This window comes from Luteimonas sp. 3794 (genome assembly GCF_031456825.1).
Lineage (GTDB): Bacteria > Pseudomonadota > Gammaproteobacteria > Xanthomonadales > Xanthomonadaceae > Luteimonas.
On sequence record NZ_JAVDVJ010000002.1, the window covers coordinates 359869 to 382313 of the forward strand.

The following is a 22445-nucleotide window of genomic DNA, read 5'->3' on the forward strand; positions in this document are numbered from 1 at the left end:
GAAATCAAAGCCAGAAGTCTGATCGACGTCAAGTTGCAAGCGGCTGGCTGGAGCGTCCAGGACATGAAGCAGCTCAACCTAGGCGCAGGCCCGGGTGTTGCAGTCCGCGAGTACCCCACCGACACTGGCCCAGCCGACTACATCTTGTTCGTCGATAGAACGCCCGTAGGCGTGATTGAAGCCAAGCGCGACGAGGACGGCGGAAGCCTCCACCAACACGAGGCGCAGACCGAGCGCTACGCCAATGCCACCCTGAAGTGGCGCAAGGGCAACCAGCCGCTCCGCTTCCTGTACGAAAGCACCGGCCAGATCATCTTCTTTACCGACGGTGCCGACCCCGCGCCCCGGGCCCGCGAGCTGTTCCAGTTTTTCCGGCCGCAGACGCTCGCGGAATGGGCCGCACGGCCCGACACCCTGCGCCGCCGCCTGGCGCAGATGCCGCCGCTGCCCGAGCGCAACCTGCGCGACTGCCAGATCAACGCAGTCACCGGCCTGGAGAAGTCGCTGGCGAAAAACAGGCCGCGCGCACTGGTCCATATGGCCACGGGCGCCGGCAAGACCTTCACCGCCATCACCTCGGTCTACCGGCTGCTCAAGTTCGGCGGCGCCAAGCGCATCCTGTTCCTGGTCGATACCCGCAATCTTGGCAAGCAGGCCCATCAGGAGTTCATGGCGTACACGCCACCGGACGACGGCCGCAAGTTCACCGAGCTGTACAACGTCCAGCGCCTGTCCAGCAGCCATATCGACCCGCACGCGCAGGTGTGCATCAGCACCATCCAGCGCATGTACTCGATCCTGTCGGGCACCGAGCTGGCCGATGCCAGCGAGGACATCTCGCTCAACGAACTCGGGCAGGCCGATACCCAGGCCCGGCTGGTGCAGTACAACCCGCAGGTCCCGATCGAGACCTTCGACTTCATCGTCATCGATGAGTGTCACCGCAGCATCTACAACCTGTGGAAGCAGGTGCTGGACTACTTCGACGCCTTCCTGATCGGCCTCACCGCCACCCCGGACAAGCGCACCTACGGCTTCTTCAACGAAAACGTGGTGGCCGAATACAGCTACGAGCAATCCGTGGTGGATGGGGTCAACGTCGGCTACGACGTCTACGAGATCGAGACCGAGATCACCGCCAAGGGCGCCGAACTCAAGGCCCGCGAATGGGTGGACCACCGCGACCGCGAAACCCGGGCCAAGCGCTGGGCCCAGACCGAGGAAGACACCGCCTACGGCGCCACCGAGCTTGATCGCTCCGTGGTCAACCCCAGCCAGATCCGCCAGGTGATCCAGGCGATGAAGACCGCCGTCGAGACGGCCATTTTTCCCGGCCGCAAGGAAACGCCTAAGACCCTGATCTTCGCCAAGACCGACAGCCACGCGGACGACATCATCCGCACCGTGCGCGAGATCTACGGCGAGGGCAATGCGTTCTGCAAGAAGGTCACCTACCGTGCCGGCATCGACCCGGACACCGGCAAGCCCGTGCCCGGCGACGACGCCGACAGCGTGCTCGCCAGCTTCCGTAACGACTACTACCCGCGCATTGCCGTCACCGTGGACATGATCGCCACCGGTACCGACGTCAAACCGCTGGAAGTGCTGCTGTTCATGCGCGACGTGCGCAGCAAGGGTTACTACGAGCAGATGAAGGGCCGTGGCGTGCGCAGTCTCGACGCCGAATCGCTGAAGAAGGTCAGCAACTCCGCCGAGGGCGCCAAGACCCACTTCGTTCTGATCGATGCCGTGGGCGTGGAGAAATCGCTCAAGACTGAAAGCCGGCCGTTGGAGCGCAAGCCCGGCCTCAGCCTCGACAGCCTGCTCAAGGGCGTGGCCGTGGGCGCCCGCGACGAGGACACCGTGCTCAGCCTTGGCAACCGGCTGGTCCGCCTGGCTAAGCAGCTGGACGACAAGGCCCTAGCGAAGATCAAACAGACCAGCGGCGGCACCGGCCTATCGGACCTTGCGCGTGGCCTGGTGCAGGCGCTAGACCCGGACCGGGTGACGGCCGACGCTTTGGACGCCGCCAGGGCGGCGGGCATCACCCGCAGCGAGGACACCCTGACGCCTGGTGAGTTGGAAGCCGCCCGCCGCAAGCGGGTGGATGCCGCCTGCCAGCCTTTCGACAACCCGGCGCTGCGCGAGCTGATCGAGTCCGCCCGGCGTGAGCGCGAACAGCTGATCGACCACCTCAACCTCGATTCGGTGACCCGCAGCGAGTTCGCCGCGCAGGCGCAGGCCAATGCCGAGGCCGCCGTGGGCCGCTTCCGCGAGTTCCTCGAAGCCCACCGCGGCGAGATCGCGGCACTGGGTTTCTTCTACGCCCAGCCCTACCGCCGGCGCGAACTGACCCTGGACATGATCGAGGAGCTGCACGACGCCCTGCAGCGCCCGCCCCTGATGTTGACCACGGAAAAACTGTGGTCGGCCTATGCCCGCGTACAGGAGAGCAAGGTGCGTGGCGGCGGTGTGCGCCGGCAGCTGACCGACCTGGTCTCGCTGGTGCGCTTCGCCCTGGGGATGGACGAGGAACTGCGGCCCTTTGCCGAGCACGTGGACAAGCGCTTCCAGGACTGGATCTTCCGGCACAATGCCCGCCGCGCGACGGCTTTCACGCCGGAACAGATGGAGTGGCTGCGGCTGGTCAAGGACCACATCGCCAGCAGCTGCCGCATCGAGCGCGACGATTTCGACTACGCACAGCTGGCCGGCAAGGGCGGACTACAGAAGGCGTGGACAGTATTTGATGGCCAGCTGGATGAACTGCTGGCCGAGATGAATGAGGAGTTGGTGGCTTGAGCAGTAACAAGGCGGAGCCTGAGCTTCCAAATGGCTGGTGCTGGGCGACAGTCGGGGATACTGGCCGGTACATCAACGGGTTCGCCTTCAAACCCGAACATCGCGAGCCAACTGGGCGCCCGATCGTACGAATCCAGAATCTAACCGACCCAGAAAAGCCGCTGAATCGGACGTCGCTAGCGGTTCCGGACGACTTTTGCGTCGGGACCGGAGGATTACTGGTGAGCTGGTCGGCAACTGTGGATGTGTTTCTCTGGAATCGCGAACCTGCGCTCGTGAATCAACACATCTTCAAAGTCGTTCCTGACGAAAATCTAGTTGACCGGACATTCCTATTTTATTGGCTCAAAGTGGCCATCGATCAGCTGCTAGATTCGGAACATCTTCATGGAAGCACCATGAAGCACATCAATCGCGGGCCATTCATGGCCCATAGAATCCCGCTGCCTCCCCTCCCAGAGCAACAGCGGCTGGCCGAGAAGCTAGAAGAATTACTGTCAGACCTTGACGCCGCCGTGGCCGAACTTAAGGCCGCGCAGCGCAAGCTGACGCAGTACCGCCACTCGCTTCTGAAGGCCGCAATGGAAGGCGCCCTGACGGCCGATTGGCGCGCAGCCCGTGGCGAACCCGAGGAAACCGGCGCCGTACTCCTGCAACGCATCCTCGCCGAACGCCGCGCCCGCTGGGAAAAAAAGCAACTCGCCAAGTTCGCCGAGCAAGGCAAGCCACCGCCCAACGGGTGGCGAGCCAAGTACCCCGAACCCGTCACCCCCAATATGACGCACCTACCGCAGCTACCTGGAGGGTGGGCTTGGGCAACCGTCGACCAATGTGCCATTGATGAAGATGGAATCACGGACGGACCATTCGGCTCGAACCTGAAGTCTGAGCACTACACTGAATCGGGTCCCCGAGTAATCCGTCTTCAGAACATAGGCGACGGACGCTTTCAGGATGCACGCGCACACATTTCCGTGAAGCACTACGAAAAGTTGAAGAAGCACGCGGTAGTTGATGGCGATGTTGTTGTCGCGATGCTGGGCGAGATCTTGCCCCGTGCATGCTCCGTACCGGCAGGCATCGCCCCTGCAATCGTAAAGGCAGATTGCGCAAGAGTTCGAATCAATGCTGCTCTTGTTCCGGCAGACTTTTTGGTAGTAGCTCTCAACTCAGAGCCGACTCGAAAGCAAGTCGAGCGACTGATAAAGGGCGTCGGGCGGCCAAGAATAACTCTTGGAAACATCCGGTCGATTCCAGTTCCACTGCCGCCGAAGTCCGAGCAGCTTCATATGCTCAGCATGCTTGCGGAATCATTGGAGTCTTGCGACGTCCAGAGGTCAACAATTGAAATGGGCTTCTCACTCTCAGCTGCACAACGCAAGAACATTCTAAAGGCTGCCTTTGCCGGTCAGCTAGTTCCGCAAGACCCGAGTGATGAACCCGCCGGCGCGCTGTTAGCTCGTGTCCGTGCTAAGCGAGAAGCGCATGAGAAGCGACCGAAGGGACGCAAACAAGAACAGCAGAAGGAGATTGCCGTGGCACGCAAACTGATAGACGTGCTCGCCGAGGCGGATGACTGGATGCCAGCGCAGGAGCTGTTTCGCCTCTGCGGTGTGGCCGATGGCGCACAAACAGACCAGGTTGAAGCTCTATATGCAGAGCTGCGCAGCCTAGAAAAGGCAGGCCGCCTAGCAGTGGAAGCGGTAGCCGATTCAGAGGGCCGCAAGCTGTACGACCGACTTAAATTGCAGGCTGCCTGACCGTGCGTCTGGACAAATTCACCATCGGCAGTGCCAAGGACAGCCCTGCACACCAATTCAAAAACCTGAAGAACGTCACGATCGACTTCGATCAGGATCACTGGGTGACAGTGGTGATTGGGTGGAACGGTACCGGCAAGTCCAATGTGCTTGAAGCGCTGGCCATCATCTTTCGCGACCTGATTGCCCGGAAGCGAGTTCCGGCCTTTGCTTTTCAGTTGGCCTATCGCATGGGGGCTGGAGATAGTCTCCGACACATCCACATCGACGCGGATCCAGACCGAATCAATGAACCACTCCTCATTCATGTCTCCGCGGATGCGCAAGCCAGAGGCGAAGGTACGCTGGTTTCCCTCATCGAGCGCGAGCCGGAGGTATCGGCATTACAGGGTAAGCGCATCAAGCTGACGCCTTTTTTTGCTGACGACGGGCTCCATTTGCCGCGCTACGTCTTTAGCTACTACTCGGGCGAAAGTACGCGTATGCACGAGGTGTTTCGCCCTTACCTCGAGGACTTCGATGGGAAGCTGCGAAATGGCGAAGACCCCGGCCTCAAACGCCTGTTCTATGCCATGCCGGTGCATAGTCAGTTCGTTTTATTAGCATTCCTGATTCACCAATCAGAGGTAGTTAGGACATTTCTGGACGATCATCTTGGCCTAGATCCCGATGAAGGAATCGAATCCGTACTGTTCATACTCCGGCAGCCACCATGGAAGTCAAAGGCGATCGATGGTGATTCTAGGTTCTGGAATGCGCGCGGTGTCGTAAGCAACTTCCTGTCGCGTCTCTACGATATAGCCTTGGCTCCGGTTGACATCAGTCGCCGCGTTTCGACGTCGCTATGGAACAAGCAAGCACTTCAGTTCAAGTATCTGTACGTCAAGGACATAGACGCGCTTCGCCGTTTGGTGGGAGATCAAGCCCCTGCCCAGTTTTTTAGGGACTTGGAGAGCACCTACGTGTCAGAACTGATTGAAGAGGTGCGCATTCGGGTGCGCCTAAAGAAGAATGACGGCAGCGTGACCTTTCGCGAGTTGAGTGAGGGCGAGCAACAGCTGCTAACGGTCCTTGGGTTGCTGCGTTTCACCGCCGAAGCCGAGAGTCTGTTCCTGTTGGATGAGCCTGACACCCATTTGAATCCTCGATGGAGTGTGGACTACATCTCCTATCTTAAAAAGTTCATATCGACGGAGGGAGGCTCACAAGAGACCAGTCATGTCCTGCTAACCACGCACAACCCTCTTGCTATTGCAGAGCTGGACAGAGAGCAGGTGCAAATTCTGCGGATGGCTCAGTCTCAGAAGGCGGAGCAGCGACGCATAGTTGCGTGCTATCCGGAAATGTCGCCGCGTGGTATGGGCTATGCCGCGATTGTGACGAGCGACATGTTTGGAATTGCCTCCACACTTGATCGACCAACTCAGCTCCTCTTAGAAATGCAGCGTGCCTTTTCGGCCAAGGAAGTCCTGACGGAGGACGAGCAGCGAGAGTTAGATATGGTCAATGCAGAACTGGATCGCCTCGGGTTCAGGTTCTTTCACCCCGATGATGAGTTTTCGAGGTACATCCGGCTCCGCAACGAAGCATTGAAAGCCCGCTTCAATGTGGTCCATCCGGTCGCGGTCGCAAGGGCGGCAGTCGATATGGGTCGCGAGGAGCGCGAGGATCTCGCCGAAAAGCTTATTGGGGAGCTGCTTGCGGAAGGCCAAGAGCAAGTGGAGGTGCTTGGCCAATGAGGTACATCGATCACGACGAGTTGGAATTGCCTGAGGGCTGGCTAGAGCGTGCGGCTCAGGCGGCCGATCTTGTGGCGGCCGGCGCAGATCCAAACGATCACGCCGAGGTCTGGCGTGAGCTCAAGGATTGCTTGGCTGCGCTGCTACCCGAAAAGAAGTGCTGGTACTGCGAATCGCCGGTTGATCGTTCCGACAATGCCGTCGACCATTTCCGCCCAAAGGGCCGCGTAAGTGATGCCGCCTCCCCGCATAGCGGATATCGATGGCTGGCGTTCTGGCAGCGCAACTTCCGATACGCGTGCACCTTCTGCAACAGCCGCCGTAAGGACTTGGCGAACGGATCGGCCGGAGGCAAAGCGGACAGATTTCCCTTGGTAGTGGAGGTCAATCGTCTATACGGACCAGGGCCATTGAGCCAAGAGGCGCCGATGCTGCTCGATCCTTGCGAGCTGCACGATTGGGAACTACTTGGCTGTCGGCAGGAGAACGGAAAGCCGTGTCCCACCAGCACAAACCAGGCCGAGCGCCTTCGGGCGGAAGAGTCGATCGGAATCTACCATTTGGACTACGAGCCAACCTGCAAGCAGCGACACGCAGCGGCCGTGCGATTGACGTCTGATGTAGAGCAAGCCAAGCGTTTGTTCGGTCAACCAGGCATGGACGATGAGTTCACGTCCGTCGCTAGAAAGATCAAACGTGCGATTGGCCGCAAAGCACCCTACAGCGGGGAGATGATTTTCCTTCTCAGGGGTCAAAGACACGCCGACCATCCTTGGATTCAAAAGTTGTTGGAAGCCTGAATTGAACGCATCAACCCTAGTCCAGAAGATCTGGAACTTCTGCCATACCCTACGCGACGACGGCGTGGGTTACGGCGATTACCTTGAGCAGCTCACTTCGCTGCTTTTTCTCAAGCTGGCGCATGAGTACTCGCAGCCGCCGCACAACCGCGAATTGAAAATCCCCAAGAAGTACAGCTGGGTCAGTTTGAAGAGCAAGACCGGTCCGGTTTTGGAGTCTCACTATTTGGAGGTCCTGCAGAAGCTGGGTGAAAAGCCCGGCATGCTTGGCGCAATCTTCTTCAAGGTCCAGAACAAGATTCACGACCCTGCCAAACTGTCCCGTCTTGTTCAGATGATCGATTCGGAGAGCTGGCTCAGTCTCGAAATCGACGTCAAGGGTGACATGTACGAGGGGTTGCTGCAGAAGAACGCTGAGGACACGAAGAGTGGCGCCGGCCAGTACTTCACTCCGCGCGTCCTGATCCAGACGATGGTCGAATGCGTGCAGCCCGAACCCGCCAAGACTATCGCCGACCCGGCCTGCGGCACGGGTGGCTTCTTCCTCGGCGCCTATGAGTGGCTGACCCGCCCGGGCACGCGTCTGGACAAAAGGCAGCAGAAGTTTCTGAAGCACGAGACCTTCTTCGGCAACGAGATCGTCGCTGCTACCCGACGCCTCTGCTTGATGAACCTGTTCTTGCACAACATTGGCGATCTCGATGGCGAGCCGACGGTGGAGCGAGCGGATGGTCTTCTGACCAAACCTGAGAAGACGTTCGACTATGTGTTGGCCAATCCGCCCTTCGGCAAGAAGAGCAGCATGACCATCACCAACGAGGACGGCGAGGAAGATCGCGACGCGCTGACCTACGAGCGTCAGGACTTCTGGCAGACCACCTCGAACAAGCAGCTCAACTTCCTGCAGCACATCGTCTCGATGCTGAAGACCACCGGCCAGGCGGCCGTGGTGCTGCCGGACAACGTGCTGTTCGAGGGCGGTGCCGGCGAGAAGATACGCCGAAAGCTGCTGGAGACCTGCGACGTCCACACCCTGCTGCGCCTGCCCGCCGGCATCTTCTACGCACAGGGCGTCAAGGCGAACGTGCTGTTCTTCGACGCCCGGCCCAAGGACGGCAAGGTGCAGACCAAGGGCGTATGGATCTACGACCTGCGCACCAACAAGCATTTCACTCTGAAGACCCGGCCGCTGCGCCGCGAGGACCTGCAGGAGTTTGTCGAAGCCTACAACCCGGCCAACCGCCACAGGCGCGTGGAATCCGAACGGTTCCGCTACTTCGCCTACAAGGACCTGATCGCCCGCGACAAGGCCAGCCTGGACATCTTCTGGCTCAAGGACGACAGCCTGGATGATCTGGACAACCTGCCGCCGCCGGATGTGCTGGCGCAGGAGATCATCGACCACCTCGAAGCAGCACTCGTGTCATTTCGCGACGTGGCGGCGGCACTGCCCCGCTCCACCAATTGAGCACGCCGTTCCGCGACTGGAGATCCTGCATGGCGCTATACACCTACCACCATGACGCTCCGACCATCACGGCGGCCGGCCGCCAATGGGTACAGACCTGCCTGGTTGGCGACGGCAGCGTCCTTGGCGGCGGCGCGATCAGCACGGCGACCAACTACGACGCGCTGGACCGCTACTTCGTGCAGCGCCTCGACGTTGGTGATGGGGGGTTCTACGAGAAGCTGCGAGCCCAGCTTGCGGATGCGCCATCGGATGCCCGCAAGCTGATGGCGGAACTGCTGTGGGCGCTGTTCCTGTTCCCCAGCAACATCGGCGAGGACACCAAGCGCGAAGGCATCCTCGAGGTCTGGGGCTGGTCCGGTGAATCGCTCGATCCGGCGCATCCCATGCTGTCGAGCAAGCTGCTCGATGGCATCGGGTCCGGCGGCATGGGCGTCAACAGCAATCGCTGGCGCGAGATGATCTATCTCGTCCGGCTGGGGCAGGCAATCAAGGCGGTTCCGGCGAATGAGCGCGCCGGCATCTTCGCCGACTACGACCAGTTTCTTGGCTGGATTGAAACGCTTCCGGATAGTGGCGACCGCCAGTTCCGCCACATGCTGCGCTACTTCCTGTTTCCCGAGCGCGTCGAGCGCATGTCCAGCAATGGCGACCGCCGTAAAGTCCTTGCCGGGTTTGGCGTGGCACCGATGAAGGAAACCCGTCACTGGACCGACCGGGAGCTGGATGATGCGCTCTTCGAGCTGCGCCGACGAATGGAGCAGCGCTATGGCTCGGCGGATATCGACTTCTATCTCGAACCGCTGCGTGACCAGTGGAAGAAGCCCAATGAGCCGGATGACCCGCCGGCAGGCGACGGCGCCACGGACAGCGCCGGAGTGGAGGTGGTGGAACCCGGCCCCGCCTACCCGCGACGCCCGGGCTCGGCGCGCAACCTGATCCTGTACGGGCCACCTGGAACCGGCAAGACCTGGAAGCTGCAACAGTTGTTCACCCGCTATACGGACCAGCCCGCCGACGTGGATAGGGCGACCTGGGAGCTGGGGCTGGTGGCCCGTTTTGGCTGGCGTGCGGTGATTGCCGCCGCGCTTGCGGATATCGGTCACGCGGTCAAGGTGACAGCGCTTGAGCAGCACGTGTTGGTCAAGGCCAAGGCCGCCCAGCGCAAGCGGACCAATGTGCGTGCGAGCCTCTGGGGCTACATGCAGAGCCACACCCCACCGGAGATCACGACGGTCAACGTCGCCGACCGCCGACCGCCCTATCTATTCATCAAAAGCGAACAATCCGATTGGGCCGTAGTCCCGGATTGGCGGGACGTGGATTCGGAAGCTGCGGACCTGATAGACGCCTGGCGGGCGGGCCCTGGAGTCGCGATGCGTTCGGTTCCCCGTTATCGCGTGGTGACATTCCATCCCTCCTACTCGTACGAGGATTTCGTCATCGGCCTGCGGCCAGTCGTCGCGGACAGCAACGGCGATGCAGCGGGGTTTCGGATGGCCGACGGCGTGTTCAAGCAGATCTGCGCGGACGCACGGGCGAATCCCGGCAAGCCGTACGCGCTGTTTATCGACGAGATCAATCGCGCGAACATCGCCAAGGTCTTCGGCGAGCTCATCACGCTGATCGAACCCGACAAGCGCGCGCACTACGACGCTGCAGGAAACTTGCTGGGCGGCATGGAAGTCCAGCTGCCGGGTACCGGTGACGACGACGGGGAGGCCGAGCGGTTCGGTGTGCCGGAGAACCTGGACATCTACGGCACCATGAATACGGCCGACAGGTCGATCGCCCTGCTGGACATCGCCCTGCGGCGGCGCTTCGAGTTCGAGGAAATGCCGCCGGACTACAAGGTGCTGGAACGTCGGATCGAAGGGGTGGACCTGGCGCGGCTGCTGCAGGCGGTCAACCAGCGGCTGGAGTTCCTGGCCGACCGCGACCGCCTCATCGGGCACGCCTACTTCACGCGCGTCGGGAGCCTCGACGATCTACGTGTCGTCTTCCGATCGCAGGTCATTCCGCTGCTGCAGGAATACTTTTTCGATGACTGGAGCCGGGTTGCCCTTGTGCTGGCAGCGCGCAACGGCAGCTCACCCTTTTGGCGCGCCGAGACACTGGATGCGGCGGAGGTGTTCGGCAGTCTGGCGGATGTCGGCACAGGCGAGCGAGTGCGCTACACGCAGACGCCGGCATCCACGTGGACCGGCGAGGCCTTCCGATCCATCTACGAGTCCGCTGAAGCGCTGGCCTGAGCAATGCAGGTGCGCACGGTCACCGCGATCGAGCACCAGGTACTGCCGGTCGGATCGGGCGGCGCTGCGCTGTCTCCAGCGGAGGGTGAGCGCCTCGCAGCGCTCGGCCTGCAGCGTCGCGGGTTCTGCGTCCTGGGGCACCGGTCGCTCCGGCTCTCCCAGTTCGTCGGGCTGGTGAGCCTGGGCAATGGACGCGTCCTGGAGATCCTGCCCAAGGTCGGGGAGCAGATCGATCCCGCGCGGGCGCGGGGCACATTGCTTCGGCTGCTGCGATGGGCGTACGACCTGCCCTCCTTCGCAGGCGGGGGCGTGGACCACGGCCTTCAGCAGCGGGAACTGCTGGATGCGTTCGTGCTTGCGTATCTGCGTGCGCTGGTGCCGCTGGTGCGTGCCGGCCTCGTCCGGCGATACAGGAGCCGAGAGGAGGATCTCGGCGTGGTCCGGGGGCGCCTGCTCCTGAAACGGCAGATTGCGGTGCACGCGATGCGGGTCGACCGGATCGCCTGCCGCTTTGATGACCTCACTGCCGACAACCCATGGAACCAGGTGCTGAAAGCAGCTTTAGTTGCGGTAAGACCATGGGCGCGCAGCCTGGAATCGGGTCGCCTGTGGCTTGAGATGGCGGCAGCGCTTGATGAGGTTCATCTGCGCACCGATGGCCTCGCCTTGCATCGCAGTCTGCGCTCGGATCGGCAGGTCAATCATTACCGCCCTGCCCTACGATGGGCAGGCTGGATTCTGCAACTCCTTTCTCCAGACCTTCGCAGCGGTTCCAGTTCGGCGCCCGAGCTGTTGTTTGATATGAACCGGGTTTTCGAGCTGGCGGTGACCGCGAGGCTTCAGCGGCGTGCCAACGCTCTTGGGCTTCGACTGCATTCTCAGCACAGTGGTCGCCATCTGGCCTATGACATTGCAGACCCGCATCGACCCTTTTTCGGCCTACGCCCTGACCTGGTTCTAAGTCGCGGCGATGAAATTCTTGCCGTGGCGGATACGAAATGGAGTCGTCTTGCCAAGGACAAGCGCGGGTACCTTATTCCCACTGACGCGCATGCATACCAGGTCAATGCCTACGCGAGTGCATACCCGTGTGACGAAGCCGTACTGATTTACCCGTTGCATCAGGCCTTAGGCGATGCACGGATGTCAGGCTATGGCCTGCCCGACGCCGGCGACCGTCAGCCGGTCCTCCACGTCGTCTGCGCAGATGTGGATAACGAGGACCTACCTTTGCACTTCGTTGATCCGCGATCGCATTTTGCAGGGCTGGCTCGCTGAGTTCTCGCAAGAAGGCCGTACGCGCAGCGACGCGCGTCGCTGTTTCCCACCTTTGACGCACTACGACATTTTGGCCAACGCCCGACGCGCGACTTTGGTCACTCCCACTCGATCGTCGCCGGCGGCTTCCCGCTGATGTCGTAGACCACGCGCCACACCCCGCGCACCTCGTTGATGATCCGGTTGGAGACGCGGCCGAGGAAGTCGTACGGCAGGTGCGCCCAGTGGGCAGTCATGAAGTCGATGGTTTCCACGGCGCGGAGCGAGATCACCCATTCGTAGGCGCGGGCGTCGCCGACGACGCCGACGGACTTGACCGGCAGGAACACGGCGAAGGCCTGGCTGGTCTTGTCGTAGAGGTCGGCGCGGCGCAGTTCTTCGATGAAGATGTGGTCGGCCTTGGCCAGGATGTCGGCGTACTCGGCCTTGACCTCGCCGAGGATGCGCACGCCCAGGCCCGGGCCCGGGAACGGGTGGCGGTAGACCATCTCGCGCGGCAGGCGGAGTTCGACGCCGAGGCGTCGCACTTCGTCCTTGAACAGCTCGCGCAGCGGTTGTACTTGCCCCACCCTCGGACCTCACGCGCCGTGCGAATGTCATCGCATATGCGCGCAGGCGCCTACGCGAAGAGGCCACTACTTCAACTGCCGGGCCATATCCGCAATCGGCCCATGCACGATCTGACGCAACAGGCGCGCTTCGCCCGGCAACGTGCTTGCTTCCGTTCGATCGAGCAACTGCGCCGCGGCGGGCAGGATTGCATCGACCAGCGCCTGCACGTGCCGAGCGGCCACACGTTCGGGCACGCCGAGTGCGGCCGCGAATGCCAGCACGTGCGCCCGTCCGATGCGTGCCAGTTGCTGCTCGCCTCCGGTGGGAATGACACTCTCCGCACTGCCCCAACCGGCCTCCACATAGATGGCGGTACTGAGCAGGTCGTAATGCGGTGCCAGCTCGATACCCGCCGAGGTCACCAGCGCGCTGAGGTTCTTGAGGTGCGCGTCGCCGTTGCCGATCAACAGGTTGAAGCAGTGCCAGCGCAGCAGTGCGAGACGCGTCGCGCCCGGGCGCCTGCACAGATCGATCAACTCGACCAGACGTTCGACGCTTGCCTGCGAATACTTGTAGATGCGATCAAGCGACAGCAGCTGGCAGGCATCGAGTGCGTGAAGCCTGCGCGCGTCGAGGCCGTCGCCCACCCGGTCAAAGCGGCGGACCAGATAGACGGGCTCCGGCACGCGACGCAGTGCGACGCTCGGCACCGGCAGACCGCAGGCATGGGCCAGCTGCATGCAGAACCATTCGTTGGCGGCGCTGTGCGGGTAATCGTCCCGGCGCTCGTGATCAGGCTTGAGCAGATGGCTGGAGGCCGCACGCCCAACCGGCTCCCACAGTTGCTCGTCGAGCTCGACCACCGGAAGCTTGTGCTGCGCGCCGGCCAGTGACATGCGCTTGGGTGCAGCATGGTCCAGCGGCACACGCGGCAGGTTGCGGATGCGCGCGGACAATTCGGCATCGGCCAGAGGCCTGAGTTGCGCTTCGGCGAGCGTCTGGCCGGCTGACAGCAGCGTCAACGCGCCGGCCGATTCCGGCCCGAAACGCGTCAGCAGCCCGAAGGCGTCTGCTGCATCGAGGCCTGCATCCCGAGCGAGCAGAGTTCGCGCGCCTTCTTCGGGCAACAGGTTGTCGAAGAACCATTGCACCGGGCGATGGCTCGCGCCGTCGATCAGTTCACCCTCCGCCCTTGGTAGGCCTGGCGCGAGGTCGAAGCCGCTTGCTTGCCACGCAGGGTCGTAGGCCAGTGCCCAGACGTTGCCCTGTTCGCGCAGTTCACCGACCCGGCGCTCGTCCAGCAGAAGCTCGAGACGGCGGGCTGTCCGTGTGCTCATGGCGATCCAGCCTCGGGGGGCAGATCAAGTGGCAGGTCCACACGGATCTCGATGCCGAGCTCGCGTAACACCGCGAACAGCCGCCCCCACTGCACGGACTCCTTGCCGCGCTCGACATCGCCGAGGAACACATGGCTCGCCCCTACCAAAGCAGCCAGATCATCCTGCCGCATCCCCTGCGACTTGCGGACAGCCCGTATCCACTGCCCGATCTCGCCGGCCGTTTCCAACTTGATCTGCATCGCGCACCTCGAAATCTAAGCAGTAGCTTAGATTATGCAAAGGCGGCCCGGCCGGCGCAAGAAATATAAGCCGCAGCTTAGAACGCTCATCCAATCAGATGATTTGCGCGCAGTGGCGCATCGACGCTTTAGATTCTGGTGGCATGCGCGTCAGTGTGCATTCAGGGCGTTGTGGAACCTCGCCCTACTCCCACTCGATGGTCGCCGGCGGCTTCCCGCTGATGTCGTACACCACGCGCGAGACGCCGCGGACTTCATTGATGATCCGGTTCGAGACGCGGCCGAGGAAGTCGTACGGCAGGTGCGCCCAGTGGGCGGTCATGAAGTCGATGGTCTCCACGGCGCGCAGTGAGATCACCCACTCATACGCGCGGGCGTCGCCGACGACGCCGACGGACTTGACCGGCAGGAACACGGCGAAGGCCTGGCTGGTCTTGTCGTAGAGGTCAGCCTTGCGCAGTTCCTCGATGAAGATGTGGTCGGCCTTGGCCAGGATCCCGGCGTACTCGGCCTTGACCTCGCCGAGGATGCGCACGCCCAGGCCCGGGCCCGGGAACGGATGGCGGTAGACCATTTCGCGCGGCAGGCCGAGTTCGACGCCGAGCCTGCGCACTTCGTCCTTGAACAGCTCGCGCAGCGGTTCGACCAGGCCCATCTTCATGTGCTCGGGCAGGCCGCCGACGTTGTGGTGGCTCTTGATGACGTGGGCCTTGCCGGTCTTGCTGCCGGCGGATTCGATGACGTCGGGATAGATGGTGCCCTGCGCCAGCCACTTGGCGTTGGTCAGCTTGTTGGACTCTTCGTCGAAGATCTCGACGAACAGGTTGCCGATGATCTTGCGCTTGGCTTCCGGATCGCTCACGCCTGCGAGCGCGCTGAAGTCGCTGGGTTTAAACATCCAGGGCAACACTGAAGATGTCGTCATCTCCCGCGAAAGCGTGAGTCCATAGACGTTCAACCCATTGAAATCAAAGTCCTTGGATGACCAGCCGTTCGGCTGTTGAAAGCCCCGCCTGACCAGACATGCGTCTGTTGAGAGCCGCGGGAATGACGAGCAGTCACGGACTTGGTCAGCGTTACCCTAGCGCCCGGCCGACCGCTCCGGCCGGTAGCGCTCCACCACCACCGCATCGGCCGGCTCGCCATCGCTGAACGCCAGCGTCACCGCCTCGACAATCCCGTCCCACACTCCGGGCGTCTTCAACACCGGCATTTCCTTGGCCAGGACGTTGCTCAGGGCCCCGCGATTCTGCTCGATGGAGCGCAGCACGCGGTCAGCCTGATGGTCGGGCATCTCCACGACCTCCTTCAGCCCGGCGCGCGCGCGCGCATGGCTTCGCAGGTAGCGCGATTCCTCGCGCATCTGCTCGGTGAGCGTGCGGCCGATGACGTCCGACAGATAGACCACGTGCGGCCCGAGGTCGGGATAGCGCCAGACCGGCCCTGCCACTTCGGCGCCGTTGAACGCGAAATTCGACGCCACGCCATCCGGATAGGTGGTCAACGTGGCCTCGAACGCCACAAGCTCCCGTACCGTCTCCATCAACGGCCGCGAAACCCGGTCCAGGACGCGGTCGTAGCTGCGCCGCTCGCCGGCGTCGTCGGTGATGACGGCCGACACCGGCAGGATCACCGGGTCCGGCACCACCCCGTCGCGGCGCAGCGTGTCGTTGACGAGGAAGCGGTGCACGCGGCCATTGCCGTCGGCCAGCGGATGGATGTAGACGAAACCGAACGCCGCCACGGCACTGCGCATCACCGGCGACTGCCCCTGCGTTCTGTGCAGGAAGATGCGCAGGCCCTCCAGCATCGGCGCCACGTCCGCCGGCATCGGCGCCACGTAGTGCACGACTTCCTCGTAGCGCACCCGCTCGCCGACGAAGACGGGCGACTGGCGGACGCCGAAACGTACGAGCGTGGTCCTGTCGCCGAGGATCTCGCGCTGCAGCTCGGCGAGCGTCTCATTGGTGAGCGGGGGCCCGTCTTGGCCGGTGCGCCGGGCCATCACGTCGGCAAAGCGCTGGACGCGGCTGTCCTGGTCTGCCTCGCCCTCGATTGCGAAACTGGCCCGGCTCTCTCGCAGCGTCATCCAGGCCGCCGCGCGCATCAGCAGGTCTTCGCCGAACTCGCTCTCCAGCGCACCAAACAGTGCGCGCACGTCCAGCTCCGCGGCGCGGAGCACGGCGTCGGTCTTGACGACCATCGGGCAGAACCACCGGGTGCCCGGCAGGTTGTCGTTGACCCGCCAGCGCTGGACCTTGTCCACCTGGGCAGGCGAGGCGGCGACCAGCTTGGCGTCGTCGATCGCATCGACGTAGTTGCCGCCGAGCCGCGCCGGCACCTGCAAGGCATCGCCGGTCAGCCATTCGTACAGGAACGCCGCCCGCCGGGCGTACTGACCGGTGGGCTCTGTGTCCACCCAAGCCTGGACGAAGACCGGCCCGCTGCGCGCAAACAGCCGGGCCAGGAACTCCAGATGGGGGACCTCGTGGCGAAGATGAAACTGCAGGTGCGCGGCCGGCTCCGAAGACGGCCGCATCGCCTCTTGATGGGTTTCCAGACGGAAGCCGTCCTCGACCGCCGTTGCCCGTCGCCCGCCTATCTGGCTGAGCACCGGCATCCGTCCGACGGGCAGCACATCGAAGCGCCGGGCGAGCCACGCGGCACCGATCGGATCGGCAGGCAGATCGTTCATGGCATGCCTCCTGGGCACCCGCTTTAACGGGCGCGAGCGCCGATGGTGGCGACCGCGCGCTCGTGCATCATTCCGATTACGGGCGGATAGGATCGATTAAAGTTTAATAAAATTGCATGGTTTTGATTAACATACAGCAATCTTAGCGCCGTACGCGCCTTCGAGCCGGCCGCTACAGGAAGCTTGCGGGCGAACCTAATGCCATGCCGGGCGCCCGGATCACCGAGCGGACTACCACATGGCTGCAGGTGCGGCGCGACAGTCCGACCACAGGAAAACCGAACCCGGCGCTTGCCGCCCCACTCGCCTCTCCCGGCCGTTATCCGAATCGCAATCGACCTGCTGCGCCGCCAGGAAGGTCTGAACAATTCCGCTTTTGGCCGTCATTCCCGCGAAGGCGGGAGTCCAGCGTCTTTGGTTTTCAAAGGCTTGAAGTCACTGGATCCCCGCCTTCGCGGGGATGACGGCAGTTATTCAGACCTTCCCTGGCACTAAACAAAGCAGGTCGCGCTCAAGCTGAGCCAACAGGAAGACAACAGCGATAGCCCCCGAAAGACGCTCCGTCACTCCCACTCAATCGTCGCCGGCGGCTTCCCGCTGATGTCGTAGACCACCCGCGAGACGCCGCGGACCTCGTTGATGATCCGGTTCGAGACGCGGCCGAGGAAGTCGTACGGCAGGTGCGCCCAGTGGGCGGTCATGAAGTCGATGGTCTCCACGGCGCGCAGCGAGATCACCCATTCGTAGGCGCGGGCATCGCCGACGACGCCGACGGACTTGACCGGCAGGAACACGGCGAACGCCTGGCTGGTCTTGTCGTAGAGATCGGCGCGGCGCAGTTCTTCGATGAAGATGTGGTCGGCCTTGGCCAGGATCTCGGCGTACTCGGCCTTGACCTCGCCGAGGATGCGCACGCCCAGGCCCGGGCCCGGGAACGGGTGGCGGTAGACCATCTCGCGCGGCAGGCCGAGTTCGACGCCGAGCCTGCGCACTTCGTCCTTGAACAGCTCGCGCAGCGGTTCGACCAGGCCCATCTTCATGTGCTCGGGCAGGCCGCCGACGTTGTGGTGGCTCTTGATGACGTGGGCCTTGCCGGTCTTGCTGCCGGCCGACTCGATGACGTCGGGATAGATGGTGCCCTGCGCCAGCCACTTGGCGTTGCTGAGCTTGTTGGACTCTTCGTCGAAGATCTCGACGAACAGGTTGCCGATGATCTTGCGCTTGGCTTCCGGATCGCTCACGCCTGCGAGCGCGCTGAAGTAGCGCTCGCTCGCGTCGACGCGGATCACGCGCACGCCCAGGCCATGAGAGCTGGAGGCATCGGCGAAGGTCGTCATGACCTGGTCGCCCTCGCCCAGCCGCAGCAGGCCGGTGTCGACGAATACGCAGGTCAGCTGTTCGCCGATCGCCTTGTGCAGCAGCGCGGCGACGACGGACGAATCCACACCGCCCGACAGGCCGAGGATCACCTCGTCGCTGCCCACCTGCTCGCGGACGCGCGCGATCTGGTCGTCGATGATGTTGGCTGCGGTCCACAGCGTGGCGCAGCCGCAGATGTCGACGACGAAGCGGCGCAGCAGCGCGAGGCCCTGCTTGGTGTGCGTGACTTCGGGATGGAACTGCACGCCGTACCAGCGCTTGTCCTCGTTGGCGAACGCGGCCACCGGCACGCGCTCGGTGCTGGCGGTAACGGTGAACTCGGGCGGCGCCTCGGACACGTGGTCGCCGTGGCTCATCCACACGTCGAGACGCTGGGCGCCGGCGTGATCGCTGAGGCCTTCGAACAGGCTGTCCTTGGCGACGATGGCGACTTCGGCGTGGCCGTACTCGCGCGCGTCGGCGGCTTCGGTCTCGCCGCCCAGCTGCTTGGCCATCGTCTGCATGCCGTAGCAGATGCCCAGCAGCGGCAGGCCGGCGTCGAAGACGTCCTGCGGCGCACGCGGGGAGCCGTGTTCGGTGGTCGATTCCGGGCCGCCCGACAGGATGATGCCCCTGGGCGCGAACGCGGCGATCTCGGCCGGATCGTGGTCCCAGGCCCAGATTTCGCAGTAGACGCCCAGCTCGCGGATGCGGCGGGCGATCAGCTGCGTGTACTGCGCGCCGAAGTCGAGGATGAGGATCTTGTCGTCGTGGAGGTTCGGGGTCGGTGATTCGGAAACGCCGGTCATGTGTGCCTCAATTCAATCTGATGTTTGTCGAATCACGAATTGCTACTTGGACGAGCCCGGATCGCCCCTACCGTCATTCCCGCGTAGGCGGGAATCCATGGACTTGGACGTCCCACAGCTGTCGATTGACGCTTAGAGCAAAGTCCCTGGATTCCCGCCTTCGCGGGAATGACGGGTCATAGAAGACATGCAGGCGGGCGGATCCCGCTTCTCCGAATCCCCAATCCCAACTCCCTACTCCCGCCAGGCGGGCCTCAGCCCGCCTGGTAATTCGGCGGCTGCTTGGTGATCGTGACGTCGTGCACGTGACTCTCGCGCTGGCCGGCGCCGGTGATCTTCACGAACTTGGGCTGGGTGCGCATGTCTTCGATGGTCGCGCAGCCCACGTAACCCATGGTCGCGCGCAGGCCGCCGGCAAGCTGGTGGATGATGCCGCCCAGCGCGCCGCGGTACGGCACGCGGCCTTCGATGCCTTCGGGGACGAGCTTGTCGGCGTCCGAGGAATCCTGGAAGTAGCGATCCTTGGAGCCCTGCTCCATCGCGCCCAGCGAGCCCATGCCGCGGTAGCTCTTGTAGCTGCGGCCCTGGAACAGTTCGACTTCGCCCGGGGCTTCCTCGGTGCCGGCGAACAGGCCGCCAATCATCACCGTCGATGCGCCGGCGACCAGCGCCTTGCCGATGTCGCCCGAGTAGCGGATGCCGCCGTCGGCGATCAGCGGGATGCGGTCCTGCAGGGCCTCGGCGACCATGTCGATCGCGGTGACCTGCGGCACGCCCACACCCGCGACGACGCGCGTGGTGCAGATCGAACCGGGGCCGACGCCCACTTTCACCGCGTCGGCGCCGGCGTCTTCGAGCGCCTTGGCCGCTTCGCCGGTGACGATATTGCCGCCGATCACCTGCACCTGCGGGTAGGTCTTCTTGACCCAGCTCACGCGGTCGAGCACGCCCTGCGAATGGCCGTGCGCGGTGTCGACGATGATCACGTCCACGCCGGCCGCGACCAGCGCTTCGACGCGCGCCTCGGTATCACCGCCCACGCCCACCGCGGCGCCGACCAGCAGCTGCTCGTCGGCATCCTTGGCGGCGTTGGGGTTGTCGTGCGCTTTCTGGATGTCCTTGACCGTGATCAAGCCACGCAGCGCGAAGTCGTCGTTGACGACCAGGATCTTCTCGATGCGGTGCTTGTGCAGCAGCGCCAGCACTTCGGTGTCACTGGCGCCCTCGCGCACGGTGATCAGGCGGTCCTGCTTGGTCATCACGTTGCGGACCGGATCGTCGAGCTTGGTCTCGAAGCGCAGGTCGCGCCCGGTGACGATGCCGACCAGCTTGGTGCCGTCGACGACCGGCACGCCGGAGATGTTGCGCGCGCGGGTGAGGCGCAGGACCTCGGCGATGGTGGTGTCCGGGCCGACGGTGAAGGGCTCGCGGATCACGCCGGCTTCGAAATTCTTGACCTTCGAGACCTCGGCGGCCTGGCGCTCGACGCTGAGGTTCTTGTGGACGATACCGATGCCGCCGAGCTGGGCCATCGCGATCGCGAGCCGGGCTTCGGTGACGGTGTCCATCGCCGCGGAGATGATCGGCAGGTTCAGGCGCAGGTCGCGCGTCAGGCGGGTGGCGAGCCGGACATCCTTGGGCAGGATCAAGGAGTGGGCTGGAACGAGCGATACGTCGTCGTACGTGAGTGCTTCGGCCTGGATGCGCAGCATGTGGGGCGCCGGGGAGGAGAAGCGCGCCATTCTAGCGCGTTTGGCCCGTTCACGCTGGCAACACAGCAGTTCGTCGACGTGCCTGTGCGCGGGCCGCTAGGCCCGGCGCGGCCGGATCACTGCGCGGCTTCGGCGGCTTCCAGCGTGTTCTGCATCAGTGTGGCGACGGTCATCGGCCCCACCCCGCCCGGCACCGGCGTGATCCAGCTGGCGCGCTGCGCGGCGGCGGCAAAGCCCACATCGCCGACCAGGCGTCCATCGTCAGTGCGGTTGATGCCGACATCGATCACCACCGCGCCCGGCTTCACCCAGTCGCCCGGAATCAGCGACGGACGCCCGACCGCGACCACCAGGATGTCGGCCTCGCCCACGTGCCGGCGCAGCACATTCGGCGGGGTGAAGCGATGGCAGGTGGTGACGGTGCAGCCGGCGATCATCAATTCCAGCGCCATCGGCCGGCCGACGTGATTACTCACGCCGACGATCGTCGCGCTGGCGCCGCGCACCGGGCGGTCGGTGTAGGCCAGCAAGGTGGTGATGCCGCGCGGCGTGCACGGGCGCAGGCCGAACTGGCGCAGCGCTAGGCGGCCGACGTTCTCGGGATGGAAGCCGTCGACGTCCTTGCGCGGATCGATGCGGTGGATGATGTGGGTCGCGTCCGGAATGCCGGGCAGCGGCAGCTGCACGAGGATGCCGTGGACGGCTGGATCGGCATTGAGGCGGTCGATCAGCGCGATGAGTGCGTCTTCGCTGGTGCCCACGGGCAGATCGAAATCGAAGGCCTGGATGCCGACCTTTTCCGCCGCCCGGCGCTTGTTGCGCACGTAGGACTGCGAGGCGGGATCGCCGCCCACCAGCACGACCGCAAGCCCCGGGCGCGAGCCGCCGGCGGCAACGCGCGCATCCACGCGCACGCGCAGCTGGTCGAGCAAGGTGTCGGCAATACGCTTGCCGTCGAGGATGCGGGCCGGGGTGGGATCAGCGGCGGTCATGCGGAGGTCGTGCGGCGTAAGGGCGGCCATTGTCGCCGATTCGGCTGACCCTTGTAGGAGCGCGCTCGCGCGCGATGGGGCGCTATCGGGCATGCCATTCGCGCGCAAGCGCGCTCCTACAGGGGGCGTGGTGTTGCTTGCGGGGGCGCCGGGACGCCCCGATGCTGTGGGGCTTCCCGCTTTCGGAGTTCCACCATGGCAGATGCCACCTCCACCCTGTCCGACGACGCCCGCACCCGCATCGAAGCCGCCGCATTCCGGCGCCTGCTCGCGCATCTCAACGAGGCGCGTCCGGATGTGCAGAACATCGACCTGATGATCCTGGCGGGCTTCTGCCGGAACTGCCTGGCGGACTGGTACCGCGATGCGGCGACGGCAGAGGGCGTGGCGCTGGACAAGGACGCCGCGCGCGAGGCGGTTTACGGGATGCCGTTTGCGGATTGGAAGGCGCGGCATCAGAAGGACGCGACGCCGGAGCAGCTGGCGGCGTTCGAGGCGGCGCAGAAGAAGCACGCGGGCGGCTGAAGATCGCCGCGATTTGCGCCTTCCTCCGTCGAGGCTCTTCCCGTCATTCCGGCGAAAGCCGGAATCCATTTGGCTTGTGAAGCCTTGCCCACCTGGAAAATCTTCCGCCCAGATCAAAATGGA

The 22445-nt window shown here is 63.7% G+C and carries 14 protein-coding genes and 2 pseudogenes; 8 read left to right on the forward strand and 8 right to left on the reverse strand.

Annotated elements, in window-relative coordinates; translation table 11 throughout:
• The first annotated feature begins 63 nt into the window (after window positions 1–63).
• From J2X52_RS05280 to J2X52_RS05310, 7 genes are read left to right on the forward strand one after another with little or no spacing between them, the layout of a single operon-like run.
• Window positions 64–2802, forward strand: a complete 2739-nt coding sequence (locus tag J2X52_RS05280; protein ID WP_310149760.1) for a type I restriction-modification enzyme R subunit C-terminal domain-containing protein — start codon at window positions 64–66, stop codon at window positions 2800–2802.
• Window positions 2799–4562, forward strand: a complete 1764-nt coding sequence (locus J2X52_RS05285; protein WP_310149763.1) for a restriction endonuclease subunit S — start codon at window positions 2799–2801, stop codon at window positions 4560–4562. The genes J2X52_RS05280 and J2X52_RS05285 overlap by 4 nt, the downstream gene beginning before the upstream one ends.
• A 2-nt stretch (window positions 4563–4564) precedes the next feature.
• Entirely contained in the window at window positions 4565–6301 is a 1737-nt protein-coding gene (locus J2X52_RS05290) for an AAA family ATPase (RefSeq protein WP_310149765.1), read from the forward strand.
• A complete protein-coding gene (locus J2X52_RS05295; protein WP_310149768.1) occupies window positions 6298–7101 on the forward strand; it encodes a hypothetical protein in 804 nt (267 codons plus the stop codon). Before J2X52_RS05290 ends, J2X52_RS05295 begins: the two co-directional genes overlap by 4 nt.
• Before the next feature lies 1 nt (window position 7102).
• Window positions 7103–8569 carry a class I SAM-dependent DNA methyltransferase gene (locus tag J2X52_RS05300; protein WP_310149770.1) on the forward strand — a complete coding sequence of 489 codons (1467 nt, stop codon included), beginning with the start codon at window positions 7103–7105 and terminating at the stop codon, window positions 8567–8569.
• Window positions 8570–8598: 29 nt separating this feature from the next.
• Complete coding sequence (locus tag J2X52_RS05305) at window positions 8599–10821, forward strand: AAA family ATPase (RefSeq protein WP_310149773.1); 2223 nt, start codon at window positions 8599–8601, stop codon at window positions 10819–10821.
• A 3-nt stretch (window positions 10822–10824) separates the two neighbouring features.
• On the forward strand, window positions 10825–12099 hold the full coding sequence (locus tag J2X52_RS05310; RefSeq protein WP_310149776.1) for a hypothetical protein: 1275 nt from the start codon (window positions 10825–10827) through the stop codon (window positions 12097–12099).
• A 98-nt stretch (window positions 12100–12197) separates the two neighbouring features.
• Here J2X52_RS05310 and J2X52_RS05315 read toward each other — a convergent pair.
• From J2X52_RS05315 to folD, 8 genes and pseudogenes are all read right to left on the reverse strand, one after another.
• Window positions 12198–12671 (reverse strand): annotated as a pseudogene (locus tag J2X52_RS05315) (GMP synthase (glutamine-hydrolyzing)); the annotation flags it as partial.
• Window positions 12672–12734: 63 nt separating this feature from the next.
• Complete coding sequence (locus J2X52_RS05320) at window positions 12735–13988, reverse strand: HipA domain-containing protein (protein WP_310149779.1); 1254 nt, start codon at window positions 13986–13988, stop codon at window positions 12735–12737.
• A complete protein-coding gene (locus J2X52_RS05325; protein ID WP_310149781.1) occupies window positions 13985–14230 on the reverse strand; it encodes a helix-turn-helix domain-containing protein in 246 nt (81 codons plus the stop codon). Before J2X52_RS05325 ends, J2X52_RS05320 begins: the two co-directional genes overlap by 4 nt.
• A 184-nt stretch (window positions 14231–14414) precedes the next feature.
• A pseudogene (gene guaA / locus J2X52_RS05330) lies at window positions 14415–15110 on the reverse strand (glutamine-hydrolyzing GMP synthase); the annotation flags it as partial.
• A 201-nt stretch (window positions 15111–15311) separates the two neighbouring features.
• Complete coding sequence (locus J2X52_RS05335; RefSeq protein ID WP_310149785.1) at window positions 15312–16925, reverse strand: Fic family protein; 1614 nt, start codon at window positions 16923–16925, stop codon at window positions 15312–15314.
• 563 nt (window positions 16926–17488) lie between these two features.
• Complete coding sequence (gene guaA, locus J2X52_RS05340) at window positions 17489–19093, reverse strand: glutamine-hydrolyzing GMP synthase (protein ID WP_310149787.1); 1605 nt, start codon at window positions 19091–19093, stop codon at window positions 17489–17491.
• Window positions 19094–19347: 254 nt separating this feature from the next.
• Window positions 19348–20805: an IMP dehydrogenase gene (guaB, locus tag J2X52_RS05345; protein ID WP_310149790.1), complete on the reverse strand. Its 1458-nt coding sequence runs from the start codon at window positions 20803–20805 to the stop codon at window positions 19348–19350.
• A gap of 116 nt (window positions 20806–20921) precedes the next feature.
• Window positions 20922–21797 (reverse strand): bifunctional methylenetetrahydrofolate dehydrogenase/methenyltetrahydrofolate cyclohydrolase FolD, encoded by an 876-nt coding sequence (gene folD, locus J2X52_RS05350; RefSeq protein ID WP_310149792.1) that lies wholly within the window; start codon window positions 21795–21797, stop codon window positions 20922–20924.
• A 195-nt stretch (window positions 21798–21992) separates the two neighbouring features.
• Here folD and J2X52_RS05355 point away from each other — a divergent pair, with 195 nt between their 5' ends.
• The gene (locus J2X52_RS05355; protein ID WP_310149794.1) at window positions 21993–22322 is read left to right on the forward strand and encodes a DUF1244 domain-containing protein; all 330 of its coding nucleotides are present in this window, start codon (window positions 21993–21995) and stop codon (window positions 22320–22322) included.
• Window positions 22323–22445 lie beyond the last annotated feature (123 nt).

Coding starts and splice junctions, on each gene's coding strand:
- J2X52_RS05310 (WP_310149776.1), top strand. CDS start 10,825: ATGCAGGTGCGCACGGTCACCGCGATCGAGCACCAGGTACTGCCGGTC.
- J2X52_RS05320 (WP_310149779.1), bottom strand. CDS start 13,988: ATGAGCACACGGACAGCCCGCCGTCTCGAGCTTCTGCTGGACGAGCGC.
- guaB (WP_310149790.1), bottom strand. CDS start 20,805: ATGCTGCGCATCCAGGCCGAAGCACTCACGTACGACGACGTATCGCTC.
- guaA (WP_310149787.1), bottom strand. CDS start 19,093: ATGACCGGCGTTTCCGAATCACCGACCCCGAACCTCCACGACGACAAG.
- folD (WP_310149792.1), bottom strand. CDS start 21,797: ATGACCGCCGCTGATCCCACCCCGGCCCGCATCCTCGACGGCAAGCGT.
- J2X52_RS05295 (WP_310149768.1), top strand. CDS start 6,298: ATGAGGTACATCGATCACGACGAGTTGGAATTGCCTGAGGGCTGGCTA.
- J2X52_RS05355 (WP_310149794.1), top strand. CDS start 21,993: ATGGCAGATGCCACCTCCACCCTGTCCGACGACGCCCGCACCCGCATC.
- J2X52_RS05335 (WP_310149785.1), bottom strand. CDS start 16,925: ATGAACGATCTGCCTGCCGATCCGATCGGTGCCGCGTGGCTCGCCCGG.
- J2X52_RS05325 (WP_310149781.1), bottom strand. CDS start 14,230: ATGCAGATCAAGTTGGAAACGGCCGGCGAGATCGGGCAGTGGATACGG.
- J2X52_RS05280 (WP_310149760.1), top strand. CDS start 64: ATGAAGCAGCTCAACCTAGGCGCAGGCCCGGGTGTTGCAGTCCGCGAG.
- J2X52_RS05305 (WP_310149773.1), top strand. CDS start 8,599: ATGGCGCTATACACCTACCACCATGACGCTCCGACCATCACGGCGGCC.